Consider the following 13,247-nt stretch of genomic DNA (forward strand, 5'->3'; position numbering starts at 1 on the left):
GCGCGCTATCCCCTGTCCAGACCGAAGAACTGGACGGCGCGCAACGCCATCCCCGATGCCATCAGGTTGTGCCCGACGTTCTGCAGCGAGTACGCCTCGACCTTGTCGCTGTACCGGCGACGGGTCCAGTTCGGCTGCGGGTGGTCGGTGGACGTCGGAGTGGTCGACAGCCTGTGGACGTTGGTCCACTGGTCGATCTCCTCGCCGAAGTTCGGGTAGCGCAGGACGTCGTCAGCGGTGCCGTGCCAGAGCTGAACGCGCGGCCGTTCGCCGGTGTAGCCGGGGTAGGCCGACCGGGCGATGTCACCCCACTGTTGCGGCGTCCTGAGCACTTGGCCGTTGGCGCACTCGGTGTTCCAGGTGGAGCCGTTGTTCGTCGCGAAGCAGCCGTCCGGCACACCGGCGAACGCCGCGCCGGCGTCGAAGACGTCCGGGTAGTTCGCCACCATGACGTTGGTCATCATGGCTCCGGACGAGATGCCCGTGACGTACACGCGGGCCGGATTTCCCCGGTACTGCCGCAGGGACCAGCGCACCATCGAGATCAGTCCGACCGGGTCGCTGCCGGCGTCACGCCGCAACGCCTGTGGCGACGACACGTCGAAGCACTTCTCGGCGCGGGTCACCGACGGGTAGATCACGACGAACCCGTACTGGTCCGCCAGCCTGGCGAACTCCGTGTTGCGATACATCTCCGGGCCGGAACCGGTGCAGTAGTGCGGGGCCAGCAGGATGCCCGGCCTGGCGGCCACGCGGTCCGGCCGGTACACGTGCATGCGGAGGTTGCTGGGATTCGGCCCGAAGTTCGTCACCTCGACGAGCGCGGCCGCGGAGGCCTGGGGTGTGACGACCAGACCGAGCAGGACTGCGAAAGCCAAAGCCATGCGGAACATGACGCTCCTAACGTCCGACCGTTGCTTCCGACACAGCCAGGAACCCTTGCGCGGTTCCCGGTGCGGAGCTGGTGAGGTCAAGGCGGATGCGGTCGCTGCGCACCGGGGTGAAGGTGATGCTCGCGGGTTGGCCGTCTGGCCACTCGACCTTCGCGTCGCGCACCGGCACGAACGTCCGGCCGTTCCAGTAGGACACCGCGATCGACGCCGGCAGGGCGTGTGACGCGTCGGTGCGGAACGAGGCCTGCACCGAGCCTGCCGGACCGCCCTCGGGAACGGGCAGCGACACCCAGTCCGTCGCGTGCGCCCGGCTCACCGCGGGCAGCAGACCCGTGGCGCGCTTGAGGTAGTAGTTCGACCAGTACGTCGAAGCGTCCCCGTCGAGCATCGCGGCCGGGATCGTGTCGGCGGCACCCGAGTAACTAGCGTCCGCCGCCGGTGCGGGCGCCGGTACCGGCGCGGGATCGGCGGTGTCCCGCACCGGGCCCGGCCTGCCGCCGATCGCCGCGATCAGGGTGGTCGCGGTGCGCAGGCCGGGAGCGCGTGCTGTCACCGTGATCACGGGCGATGTCTGTCCGGATCGGACGATCGCCAGCGCTTTGCCGTTGAACGCGGTGCGCGAGCTCGCCTGGTAGTTCTCCGCGCTCTCCTGCCGGCCGTTGTCCAGCCCCGCGAGGCCACCGCCCCTGACCTGGAACGAGATCAGGTCGTCCGCGTCCGGCACGACCACACCCGCGCGGTCGACGACCTCGGCCGTGACGAACGCGAGCGACCTGTCGTCGGCCTTCGTCACCCTGCGGTCCGGTGTCAGCCTGATCGCGTGCGGCTCGCCCGCGGTGCGGACCTCGTCCCGCGCCACCTCCACGCCACCGCGCTTGGCGACCGCGACGAGCCAGCCGGGCTGGAACGGCACCGACCACGTCAGGTGCAGCTTGCCGGCGCTGCCGTTGGGGCTGGTGTAACTGCCGGGATAGGGGCCGGTGACGACGTTCTTGTCGTCCCCGGTCGCCTCGGTGGTCTCCAGGTACTTCGAGCCGGAGACCGTGGTCTTCTCGTCGAACCTCCGCTCCCCCAACGACTTGCCGTTGAGGTACAGCTCGACGGTGTCCGCGTTGCTGTACGCCCACACCGACACGGGCTCGCCGGGCCGGTGGCCGGTCCAGTCCATCGGCAGCAGGTGCACCATCGGTTCACTGCTCCACTGACTGCGGAACAGGTGGTAGAAGTCCTTCTGGAACCCGGCCGTGTCGACCGCGCCGAAGAACGACGACTTCACCGGGAACACGTTGTAGGGCGTGGGTTCGCCGATGTAGTCGATGCCGGTCCACAGGAACTGGCCGGCGAACCACTTCCGGTCGCGGTCCTTCTTGAGGCCGTACTCGCCGCTGTAGGTCCAGGTCTCCAGGTTGTTGTCGTACGAAGACGTGTTGCGCCTGCCCGGCGTGTGGTTCTCGCCGGTGTTGAGCTGGTCCGGATCCTGGTAGTAGCCGCGGGTCGACGTGGAGGACGACGACTCGGCCTCGAAGAAGAACTTGTCCGGGTAACGGGTGTGCAGCTCGTCGATCGAGGACGCGTTGTTGTAGTTCAGGCCCAGTCCGTCGAGCATCCGCAGGATCTGGTCCTGCGGAGAGCCGATCGCGGGGACACGGCGGTACCGGTCGGAGCCCATGACGATCGGGCGGGTGGTGTCGACGGAGCGCACGTCGTCGATGAGCCGCCGGGCGATCGGCGGGCCCGCGGCCGAGCTCGAGTCGGGGATCTCGTTGCCGATCGACCACATCACCACCGATGGCGAGTTCTTGGCCGCGTGCACCATCTCGCGGAGGTCCGCGCTGCTGTTCGCGTCGAAGAACCGGCCGTAGTCGTACTTCACCTTCGGCGACCGCCAGGTGTCGAACGCCTCGACCTGCAGCAGGATGCCCAGTTCCTCGCACGCCCTGATGAACTGCGGCGAGGGCGGGTTGTGCGAGGTGCGCACGGCGTTCACGCCCATGCTCTTCATGATCCGCAACTGGCGGACGACCGCGTCGGACGAGACCGCCGAGCCGAGCGCGCCGAGGTCGTGGTGGAGGTTGACACCCTTGAGCTTCGTCTCCACACCGTTGAGCGAGAAGCCGTTGTCCGGATCGAACGCGAAGTACCGGATGCCCGTGCGGGTGCTGACGGTGTCCACGACCCTGCCGTGCACCCGGATCTCGCTGTCCACTGTGTACAGGTCCGGCCGGTCGACCGACCACAGGGCCGGTCCGGCGATCCTGATGTCCGTGCTGGTCGTGCTCGGTGCCGCGGCCAGTGCCGCACGAGTCGTTGCCCTGCCGACGATCCGGCCGCGCGGATCCCTGACCGTCGAGACGATCTCCGCCTGGGTGGCGGTCTCGCTGACGGCGGTCGTCGCCACGCGCAGGGTGGCGAACCCGGACTTGATCGTGGTCGCCAGCTCGGGCGTGGTCACCTGCACGCCGTGACGCGTGACGTGCGCGGGCTCGGTCATGACCAGCCGGACGTCGCGGTAGATGCCGCTGCCGGAGTACCAGCGGCTGCTGGGCACCTGGTTGCGGACCTTCACCGCGAGCACGTTCGGTGTGCCGTCGGTGCGTGCGTCGAGGTCGTAGGCGAATCCTGTGTAGCCATAGGGATGGCGGCCGAGCAGTACGCCGTTGAGATACACATCGGAGTCCATGTAGACACCGTCGAATTCGATCGACAGTTTCTTGCCGGCCAATCGAGACGGCAGCGTGAACGCCTTGCGATACCAGCCGAGTCCACCGGGCAGAAAGCCGGTTCCGGCGCCCGTGTGCGGACCTTCCACCGGGTCGAGCCCGATGCTCCAGTCGTGCGGCAGCCGCGTGTCCCGCCACGCCGGGTCGTGCTCGCCGGGTTGCGGCGCGTCGTCACCATTGGTGTTGACCAGCGCGAACTGCCACCCTCCGGTGAAGTCGACAGACCTTCCACCCGGTCGGACCTGCTCGGCCTGTGCCGCCGGAGGGACAGCGCACAGACCGGCCACGACCACGACGCCGAGCACGGGTGCCCAGAACCTGTTCGACCATCGATTCGACCGTCGAATAGCCAAAACCCACCACCCTGTAGCGATTTTCGCGCTCCGGAACGCCATACTTGGCCGACCCAGGAAAGCGCTTACCTGTGCCGCGCGCAAGAGCCGAGAGAAGAGAAGCGATGAATCCGAGAGTGGCGGGTGCCGCCGCCTTGGCCGTCCTCGCGCTGGTGAGCACCGGTGCGGCGGCCCCTGCCTCAGCCGGACCGGCGGTCACGCTGACGGTGGCGGCTGACGGCAGCGCCCAGTACCGGACCGTGCAGGCCGCGATCAACGCGGCGCCGGCCAACAGCTCCGCGCGCACCACCATCACGATCAAGGCGGGCACCTACCGGGAGATCGTGCGGGTGCCGTCGAACAGGACAGCGATCACGTTGCAGGGCCTGGGTTCCACACCCGCGCAGACCGTGCTCGTGTTCAACAACAGCGCGAGCAGCAGCGGCACGTTCAACAGCGCCAGCATGTTCGTCGACGGCCGCGACTTCGCCGCCACGAACCTCACCATTTCCAACGACTACGCCGAGAAACCCGGCACCGAGGGGAACCAGGCGGTGGCGCTGCACCTCAACGCCGACCGCGCCGTGTTCCGCGACGTCCGCCTGCTCGGCGACCAGGACACGTTCCTGGTCAACGAGAAGACCCGCGCCTACATGGCCGACTCGTACGTCGAAGGAACCGTCGACTTCGTCTTCGGTGGCGGCACCATGGTCTTCGAACGCACCACCGTGCACGAGAAGCGCACCACCGGCGGCCCGATCACGGCTGCCAGCACCCCTGCCGCCAGGAAGTACGGCCTGCTCTTCTACCGCTGCACGATCACCGGCGCGACCGGCGACACCACCCAGCTGGGCAGGCCGTGGCGTCCCGACGGCCAGGTCCTCTTCCGCGAGTCCACTCTCACCGCCACGCTCAAGAACTCCCAGCCGTGGATCGACATGAGCGACAACTCGTGGAAGAAGGCCCGGTTCTTCGAGTACCGCAACACCGGCCCCGGCGCCACCCAGAACTCGAACCGGCCCCAGCTGCCGGACTCACTGGCCGGTGACCACACCCCGCAGAAGTACCTCGCGGGCACCGACGGCTGGAACCCGCGGTGAGAGTGTCCTCCTCCGCCCCGGCCCACAAGGGAGACCACCTGTGCACCTGAAACACACGACTTTCGCCGGTGTCCTCGTGGCCGCACTGGCTACCACGGGCACGAGCGCGTCGGCGGCGACCCCCGTCCGCGTCTTCGTCGCCGGAGACTCCACCGCGTCGACCTATGTGTCCGCACTGGCTCCCCGAACCGGATGGGGACAGGCGTTGCCGGTGTTCCTCACCTCCAGCGCCGTGGCGGTGAACGCCGCCCTGTCCGGAGCCAGCTCCAAGAGCTTCGCAGACCAGGGACGCCTCGACAGCGTTCTCGCCCAACTCCGGCGTGGCGACCTTCTCCTGATCTCGTTCGGCCACAACGACGAGAAGAAGGAAGATCCGGCGCGCTACACCGAACCGTCGACGACCTACAAGTCCTATCTCTCGCAGTACATCGACAAGAGCCGGGCCAAGGGTGCCAAGCCGGTCCTGGTCACGTCCGTCGAACGTCGCCGCTTCACCAGTTCGGGCACCATATCCCCGACCCACGGCGCGTACCCGGCGGCGATGCGCCAGCTCGCGGCGGCCAAGGACGTGCCACTGGTCGACCTCACCGCGTCCAGCACGACGCTGTTCAACCGCGCCGGCGCCGAGGGCACGAAGAAGTACTTCCTGCACCTCAAGGCCGGGCAGCATCCCCACTACCCCGACGGCGTCGAGGACAACACGCACTTCCAGGCGACCGGCGCGATCGAGGTCGCCCGGCTGGTCGCCACCGCGCTGCGCGACCGGAGAACCCTGCCGTCCGGCTCGTTCCGGCAGCTCACCACCGCGGTCCCACCCGGCGCGATCGTCTGGCCGAGAACCGCGGCCTGAGAGAGCGTCGGGACGGCCTTCCCGTTGCGGCCGTGGCCGACCTGCCGAGGTCTCTCTTCCACGCCGTCCACATCAGACAACCCTGCCGTCTGGAGACTGTTGTGCGGAAACGTTTTTTGTCACTGGTGGCGCTGGCCGCCCTCCCCTTCATCGTCAACGCCGGTCCTGCCTCGGCGGATCAGGCCGACTGCACCCCCGTCACCGAGTCGTCCACTGCCGCCGCGAGCGTGAAGGTCTGGCTCGCCGGCGATTCGACGATGTCCAACCCGCAGTCCAGCTGCCCCGTGGGCTGGGGCAGCCAGTTCGACCCGCTGTTCACCGGCGACGTCACCGTGGTGAACAGCGCGGTGGCCGGCCGGAGCATCCAGACCTGGCTGTACGAGTCCAACGTGAAGAGCACCAAGGACTCCGCCGGCGAGTGCGTGGTGAGCCCGCGGACGTTCCACCAGCGCTGGCTGACCATGCTGGATCCCACCAGCGGGATGAAGGCCGGCGACTACCTGATGATCCAGTTCGGGATCAACGACGGTGACAGCAACTGCCCTCGCCACGTGGGTTCCGCACGGTACAAGGAACTCCTCGCCCTGATGGCCAAGGCCGCCAAGGACCGAGGCGTCACCCCGATCTTCCTGACGCCCGTCTCGGCGATCAGGTGCAGCGGCAACGCGGCCGTCGGCACCCGCGGCTTCCTCACCGAGACGTCCGACGCGGGCCGGGCCGCCGGCGCGGCCGTCATCGACCTGCACAAGCTGAGCTACACGCTCTACAACACGCTCAAGCTGTGCCCCAACAACGGTGACTACACCGCGGGCCCCGTCGGCGCGTTCTTCTGCAACGACCACACCCACTTCGAGGCGGCCGGGGCCAAGCAGATCGCCGGCGTCGTCGCGAAAGCACTGCGTGACCAACGGATTCCGCTTTCCAGCTACCTCAAGTGAGAAGGGGCGGGTGGTCCGGTCGCCACGGCGGCCGGGCCACCCACCACTCACCGGTTCTCGACGGCGAGAGCGTTTCCGGCGCCCGCAATCGGTTCGCCGGCCGGGAACTGGACCTGCCACGCCGCCGGCGGCGACTCGACCCGAACGTCGATCCGGTTGCCGCTGCGGTGCGTGCGGAACGTGGATCCGGCGACCTCGGTCGTGATCGAGGCACCGTCGTCGAGGTGGTGGATCCGCAACGTGACGCCCTCGGCGTAGTCGTAGTCCGGGCGGTCGTCGACGGCCCCCCACGGCAGGACGGTGTTCGGCCGCACGAGCAACGGCACCGTGAGGAAGTCGCACGACATCGTTGTCCACCTGCCGCCGTCCACCGGTTCGCCGGTGAAGAAGTCGGTCCAGACGCCGTCCGGCACGTAGAACGACACCTCGCCGCCGTCGGAGAACACCGGCGCCACCAGCAGGCTGTCGCCGAGCATGTACTGCCGTTCGAGGTGGGTGCACGCCGGATCGTCCGGGAACTCCAGCGCCATCGCCCGCATCATCGGCGTTCCCTCGGTGGTGGCCTGCAGCGCCGCGTGGTGCAGGTACGGCATCAGCCGTGCCTTGAGCTTCGCGAAGACCCGCAGCACGTCGACGGACTCCTCGTCGAACAGCCACGGCACCCGGTACGACGAGCTGCCGTGCAGGCGGCTGTGCGAGGACAGCAGGCCGAAGGCGATCCACCGCTTGAACAACGCGGCGTCCGGGGTGCCCTCGAAACCGCCGATGTCGTGGCTCCAGTACCCGAACCCGGACAGCCCCAGGGAAAGCCCACCGCGCAGGCTCTCGGCCATGGCCTCGTAGGTCGACTCGCAGTCACCGCCCCAGTGCACCGGGAACTGCTGCGACCCCGCGGTGGCGGCACGGGCGAACACCACGGCCTCGCCGTCACCGCGCCGCTTTCGCAGCACGTCGAAGACCGTCTTGTTGTAGAGGTAGGAGTAGTAGTTGTGCATCCGCTCGGGATCGGATCCGTCGAAGTACGCGACGTCGGTGGGAATCCGCTCGCCGAAGTCGGTCTTGAAGCAGTCCACGCCCTGGTCCAGGAGGGCTTCCAGCTTCGCCGCGTACCACTCGCGGGCGGCAGGGTTGGTGAAGTCGACCAGTGCCATGCCCGGTTGCCACAGATCCCACTGCCACACGTCACCGTTCGGCCGGCGCAACAGATAGCCGCCCTCGAGCCCCTCGGCGAACAGCGGAGACCGTTGTCCCACATAAGGATTGATCCAGACGGAGATCCGCAGGTCCTTGGATTTCAGCCGGTCGAGCATCCCTTCGGGGTCGGGGAACATGCGCGGGTCCCACTCGAAGTCGCACCAGTGGTACTCGCGCATCCAGAAGCAGTCGAAGTGGAACACGCTCAGCGGCAGGTCGCGCTCGATCATGCCGTCGATGAAGCCGGAGACCGTTTTCTCGTCGTACGACGTCGTGAAGGACGTGGACAGCCACAGACCGAACGACCACGACGGAGGCATCGCCGGTCTGCCGGTCAGCGACGTGTACTTGCGCAGGATCTCCTTGGGGCTCGGGCCGTAGATCACGAAGTACTCCAGCGTCTGTCCCTCGACGCTGAACTGCACGCAGGACACCTTCTCCGAGCCGACCTCGAACGACACGTGCCCCGGATCGTTGACGAAGACGCCGTAGCCCGCGTTGGTCAGGTAGAACGGCACGTTCTTGTAGGCCTGCTCACTGCTGGTGCCACCGTCGGCGTTCCAGATGTCCACCACCTGACCGTTGCGGACCAACGGGCCGAAGCGTTCACCGAGGCCGTAGACCACCTCACCGACGCCGAGTCCGAGCCGGTCGCGGACGTAGTGCCTGCCGTCCACGGTCATGAAACCCATGCCCTTGGCGGAACTGGAGGTCAGCACGTTGCCGTCCGCGACGAACTCGACCAGCCAGTCACGGCTCACCCTCACCTCCAGCGCGCCGGCGGTGAGGGACTCCTCGGCGAGGTGCACGCGGGATTGCGTCCCGGCGAGGACGAACTCCGGGCGCCCGGGCCGCCCGCCCTCGAAGTGCGTCAGGCTCACGCCGATCACGTCCGGCATCGGTGAGGAGAACCGCACCGTCGCCACCGGCCCCTGCAACAGGTCGCCCCGGCCGCGGATCGGGCGGGTCGGCGCGTGGACCACCAACTCCCCCGCCGCCCGGGTGATGTCCTGGACCTCGACCGGATGAGCCGCCTGCACACCGTCACGCAGGAGCCAGTACCCGTTGCTGAACTTCATTCGACCGCTTTCATCATTCGAATTCGAATCGAAACGCTTCGATCAACTTTTCTTCGAGAAGGTTAGCGATAACGTTTCCGGTGAGGAACCCCTGAATTCCTTCTCCAAAGGAGATTTCCCTTGTTCTCCACCAGATGGCGACTGGGCGCGGTCGTGGCCATGTCGGCGATGCTCGGCGGCGTGCCGGTGGCGCACGCCGAACCACGGATCCTGGCCTGCGGCGATCGCTCGTTCAACGCCGAGGCCGTGCTGAGCGGCGGCACGTGGACCGCCCGCAACGGTGGCCGGACCGTCTACACCGGAGGCGACATGCGCTCCGCCGTCCAGGCCGCGATCGGCAGCCTCACCGCGGGACGCACCTCGAAGCAATGGGTTCTCGTACGCGGCAACGGTTCGGTCAGCGCGGGCTCGCGGATCTCGTTGCCCAGCTACACGGGCATCGACGTCTGCGGCACGATCGACGTGACCGGCACCGGTTCCGGTGACCAGGCCCCGATCTACTCAAGGGGAACCCGTGACGTCGAGGTGCGCTACCTCAGCCTCACCGGCCGCCCGTTGTACGGGATCTTCATGCGCAACGTCGACAACCTCGTGCTCGGGCAGATCGACATGCGGCTCTCCGGCGGCCTCGGCGTGCGCGTCGACAACCGCGGGAACACCAGCGTGCGCAGCCGGAACATCAGAATGGACAACGTCTTCGTCTCGGGTGCGAGCAGTCACGCCGTCGAGACGTACGGCGTGGACGGTCTCACGATCGGCACCGTGACGGCCCGCGGCGTCGGCGAGTCCGGGTTGCTGCTCAACGACACCATCAACGCCACCGTCGGCACCGTGGACGCCGAGAACGCCGGCGCGGGCACCGGGTACGCGGCGTTCCGGGTCGCCAACCGCAACGGCCGCGTCGGCAACGGCTACCCCACCAACGTCCGGGTCGGGACCGTGCGCGCCCGCGGTGGCGGCCGCGGCGTCTTCTGCGTGTCGGAGAGCGGCGGGCTGAGCATCGACCGGATCGACCTCGCGAACACCGGCAACAACGCCGTCCTGATCGAGAACTGCTACAACGTGACCCTCGCGACGCAGAGCGGCACGGTGAGCGGTGGCGGGGAGATCCGTCTGGCCGCGCGCTCGGAATTCCCGAACAACAGCGACATCACCGTCCAGAACCTGACGGTGACCAACTCGTCGATCCGGGAGAATCCCTGTGGCACCAACACGACGTTCCGCAACATCACGCTGAACAACAGCACGTCCACTGTGTGCCCGTGACGGTCAGCGGGCCAGTTCCGTGAAGGGCGGTCGCGCCCACCTCGCGCCCTGGACGTGGTGGAACAACAGGGCCGTGAGGAAGAGCCGGCCGCCTGGCGGCGGATCGATCATCCTTGCTGGGACGTGAAAGACGGGTAGATCGTGTAGTTGCTGTGGTTCCACGTGTCGGTCGGGAACCCGCCGCCTTCGCCGTAGCGATAGACGCCCGCGTCGGCGCGCACGATGTACGGCGCGTGGAACAGGGTGCCGGTGTAGAAGTCCTCGCTTGCCTGGTAGCCGCCTTCGGGCGTGTAGTACGAAACGACGTAGTCGGTGCCGGGCTGTGCCTGTACCGGAGGGGTGATCGCCGCGGACGTGTAGCTGGATGTCACCGATGGCTCGACGTGCTCGTGCAGCAGCGTGCCGCCTGGTCCCCAGACTCGGATCGTCACCGGGCCCCGGTACGGCCCTCGCCGGAACGTGACACCGTTCAGCCAGCCGGGCCGGTCGACCGCGAACCGCACACCCAGCTCCACCGGAAGCGGGTCGATGTCGTCGTGCGGGAACTCGGACTCGCGGAAGGTGCACGGGCAGCTGATCGGTGCGAGAGAGCCGGGCGTGCCGACGTGGAACGTGCGCGGCGGACTGATGTCGCCGAGTGCGCCGTTGTACCAGCCTCGCATGCGGAAGGTGACGTCGCCGGACCGCATGGGCGTGAACAGGTAGCGCCACGAGCCGTTGCTGGAGAGGTCGGCCTCGGCCCAGGTCACACCGTCATCGAAGGTCAATTCGACGCCGTGGGCCGGGGTCCCCTCCCCGACGTAGGAATACCCGGTGATCAGAACAGGTTCGCCCACTCCGGCACTCGCACCCACCGATGGCGAATAAACCACGTGCCACGGCGGGTTCGAGGCCATCGCCGTCGGCGCGCCGAACACAGCCAGGCTGACCACCGCGAGAACAATCATCCACCTCGACAAGCGACGCATCCGCTCTCCCCCAGGGCCTCGGAACCCAGGCAGCCTTCCTGCCCCTCTTCTCCCGCATCGCCGCACAACGGCTCCGCGCTACGCGCACAACCGATTTCCCGCCAAGCAGCCGCACAACCCGAGACCAGACGGCCCGATCCTGTTACACCGCAAGGCTCCGCAGTTGGTGGCGTGTCACGCAGCCGCAGGTTCGCACTCGTCGATCAACCCCGGCACTGGCCCACGACGTGCAGGGACGAGGCCTGGATCCACGGGAGACCCAGGCCTCGCGGTGATGCGCGCTCAGGAGTGGACGGGGACCTGCTCGTAGATCACCTTCCACTCGTAGGTGCCGGCGAACCCGTTGGCCCACAGGGAGTTCACGCGGGCCGCTTCGGTGGCGTTCGGTGAGGCGACGGTGCACGACGTGCCCGGACCGCCGCCCGACATCAGCTCCGAGCACGGGCCGCTGTAGTGGTCGGGCAGGCCGAGGGCGTGCCCGGTCTCGTGAGCGGTGATACGGGTGACGTAGTACTGCCGCGCCTGCGTGTAATCGATGAAGATGGTGCCGCTGCCGTGGCCGTTGGTGGAAGCGTACGAACCGCGTGGGTCATTGCCCTCGCGGTAGCGCAGGGAGGCCGCGCTGCGGTTCTCCACCAGTTTCACGTTGCTCACCCGCGCGTTCCAGTTCGCCGCGCCCTGCCGGATGGCGCTCGCGAACGTGGGTGCGCTGCTGGTGTCGTAGTAGACGGTGACCGCCGCCGCGGTGATCGGGGCCTCGGCGGCCGACGCCTGGCCGGTCAGGGGTGCGACGACGGTCGTGGCCGCGGCGAGCGCGACGGACAGGACGACTTTCCTGAACATGGGGTTCTCCTCGCTTGCAGGGTGCGAAGAATGGAACCTCGGGGTTCCGCCACCCCAACGTAAGGAAGGTCGTCGCACCCACTCGCCCGCCATTGGCGTGAAGTGGTTCAGCGCTCTTGACGGTTGACGTTGCCTGTTATTCAGACGAATGCGGTGAAAGACGCGGAAACGGGGCGAACGGCCGTCACGGTGCGTCAGACACCCACGGCGATGGCTCAGCCTGTCCTGCTGAGCCATCGGTGCAACGCGACGGCCAGCTCCACCGGTGCGTCGTACTGCACGAGATGCCCGGCGTTCTCGATGATCTCCAGGTCAGCGCCCGGGATGAGATCCGCGAGCCGGCGGCCGCGATCCGGCGGGATCCACGTGTCACGATCGCCCCAGATGACGTGGGTCGGCATGGTGATCGTCGGAAGCAGGTCGTGGAACTCGTCGGTGAACCGTTCGTCGGCCTGGGCGATCTGGCGGTAGAACGCGGCTTGTCCCTCCGCGGCCAGCCACGGCTCGGTCAGCGTCGCCAGCTGCTCGTCGGTGAGGCCGCGGTGGCTGGCTCCGCGGATGTACGCCTCCAGCGCACCGCGGTGCACCGCCGGCGGCAGCGCCGCGAACGTGTCGGCGTTGGCGGCGACCAGCTGGAAGAAATCCGAGCCCCACGGCCGCAACGCGACGACGTCCACCAGCGCGAGCGACCCGTACACGGCCTTGTGCAACAGGTGCGCGCGCAGGGAGACCGCTCCGCCGTAGTCGTGGGCCACGACGTGTGGTTCGCGCAGCTCCCAATGTGCGAGCAGGTCGGCGAACAGTTCACCCTGGACGGCGAGGTCGACCGGATGGCCGGCGTGTTTCGAGGATGCGCCGTATCCGGGCATGTCCCACAGATAGACGGTGAACTCACTGCTCAAGGCGCGCGCGTACGGCTCCCACAAGCGCGACGACCACGGCGTGCCATGACACAACACCACCGCTGGGCCTCGACCGCGAACATCCCAGCAGACGGTACGACCGCGCCAGTGGAACCGCTGAGAGAGAGCCATGATCCCATCAAAGCACTGGCCGCACAGGTC

The 13,247-nt window shown here is 67.8% G+C and carries 10 protein-coding genes; 4 read left to right on the forward strand and 6 right to left on the reverse strand.

From position 1 onward, the window contains the following. Nucleotides 1–5: 5 nt before the first annotated feature. Both SK854_RS42135 and SK854_RS42140 read right to left on the reverse strand, forming a co-directional pair. A complete protein-coding gene (locus tag SK854_RS42135; protein ID WP_319980746.1) occupies nt 6–884 on the reverse strand; it encodes an extracellular catalytic domain type 1 short-chain-length polyhydroxyalkanoate depolymerase in 879 nt (292 codons plus the stop codon). 16 nt (nt 885–900) lie between these two features. Further along, nucleotides 901–3,918 (reverse strand): glycoside hydrolase family 2 TIM barrel-domain containing protein, encoded by a 3,018-nt coding sequence (locus SK854_RS42140; RefSeq protein WP_319980747.1) that lies wholly within the window; start codon nt 3,916–3,918, stop codon nt 901–903. Nucleotides 3,919–4,070: 152 nt separating this feature from the next. Here SK854_RS42140 and SK854_RS42145 point away from each other — a divergent pair, with 152 nt between their 5' ends. From SK854_RS42145 to SK854_RS42155, 3 genes are all read left to right on the forward strand, one after another. Then, nucleotides 4,071–5,045: a pectinesterase family protein gene (locus tag SK854_RS42145; RefSeq protein ID WP_319980748.1), complete on the forward strand. Its 975-nt coding sequence runs from the start codon at nt 4,071–4,073 to the stop codon at nt 5,043–5,045. A gap of 40 nt (nt 5,046–5,085) precedes the next feature. Continuing rightward, the gene (locus SK854_RS42150) at nt 5,086–5,895 is read left to right on the forward strand and encodes a rhamnogalacturonan acetylesterase (RefSeq protein WP_319980749.1); all 810 of its coding nucleotides are present in this window, start codon (nt 5,086–5,088) and stop codon (nt 5,893–5,895) included. Between the two features lie 101 nt (nt 5,896–5,996). Further along, nucleotides 5,997–6,833, forward strand: a complete 837-nt coding sequence (locus SK854_RS42155; protein WP_319980750.1) for an SGNH/GDSL hydrolase family protein — start codon at nt 5,997–5,999, stop codon at nt 6,831–6,833. 47 nt (nt 6,834–6,880) lie between these two features. On the opposite strand, the gene yicI is transcribed toward SK854_RS42155, so the two are convergent. Continuing rightward, nucleotides 6,881–9,106: an alpha-xylosidase gene (gene yicI, locus SK854_RS42160; RefSeq protein ID WP_319980751.1), complete on the reverse strand. Its 2,226-nt coding sequence runs from the start codon at nt 9,104–9,106 to the stop codon at nt 6,881–6,883. 120 nt (nt 9,107–9,226) lie between these two features. Here yicI and SK854_RS42165 point away from each other — a divergent pair, with 120 nt between their 5' ends. Next, a complete protein-coding gene (locus tag SK854_RS42165) occupies nt 9,227–10,372 on the forward strand; it encodes a hypothetical protein (RefSeq protein ID WP_319980752.1) in 1,146 nt (381 codons plus the stop codon). Nucleotides 10,373–10,479: 107 nt separating this feature from the next. Here SK854_RS42165 and SK854_RS42170 read toward each other — a convergent pair whose 3' ends face one another. The 3 genes from SK854_RS42170 to SK854_RS42180 form a co-directional block, all read right to left on the reverse strand. Beyond that, on the reverse strand, nt 10,480–11,340 hold the full coding sequence (locus tag SK854_RS42170) for a DUF4082 domain-containing protein (RefSeq protein WP_319980753.1): 861 nt from the start codon (nt 11,338–11,340) through the stop codon (nt 10,480–10,482). A 282-nt stretch (nt 11,341–11,622) separates the two neighbouring features. After that, a complete protein-coding gene (locus SK854_RS42175; protein WP_319980754.1) occupies nt 11,623–12,183 on the reverse strand; it encodes a snapalysin family zinc-dependent metalloprotease in 561 nt (186 codons plus the stop codon). A gap of 215 nt (nt 12,184–12,398) precedes the next feature. Further along, the gene (locus tag SK854_RS42180; RefSeq protein ID WP_319980755.1) at nt 12,399–13,217 is read right to left on the reverse strand and encodes an alpha/beta fold hydrolase; all 819 of its coding nucleotides are present in this window, start codon (nt 13,215–13,217) and stop codon (nt 12,399–12,401) included. Nucleotides 13,218–13,247 lie beyond the last annotated feature (30 nt).

This window comes from Lentzea sokolovensis (assembly GCF_033949975.1).
Lineage (GTDB): Bacteria > Actinomycetota > Actinomycetes > Mycobacteriales > Pseudonocardiaceae > Lentzea > Lentzea sokolovensis.

Coding starts and splice junctions, on each gene's coding strand:
- SK854_RS42135 (WP_319980746.1), bottom strand. CDS start 884: ATGGCTTTGGCTTTCGCAGTCCTGCTCGGTCTGGTCGTCACACCCCAG.
- SK854_RS42145 (WP_319980748.1), top strand. CDS start 4,071: ATGAATCCGAGAGTGGCGGGTGCCGCCGCCTTGGCCGTCCTCGCGCTG.
- yicI (WP_319980751.1), bottom strand. CDS start 9,106: ATGAAGTTCAGCAACGGGTACTGGCTCCTGCGTGACGGTGTGCAGGCG.
- SK854_RS42170 (WP_319980753.1), bottom strand. CDS start 11,340: ATGCGTCGCTTGTCGAGGTGGATGATTGTTCTCGCGGTGGTCAGCCTG.
- SK854_RS42175 (WP_319980754.1), bottom strand. CDS start 12,183: ATGTTCAGGAAAGTCGTCCTGTCCGTCGCGCTCGCCGCGGCCACGACC.
- SK854_RS42180 (WP_319980755.1), bottom strand. CDS start 13,217: ATGGCTCTCTCTCAGCGGTTCCACTGGCGCGGTCGTACCGTCTGCTGG.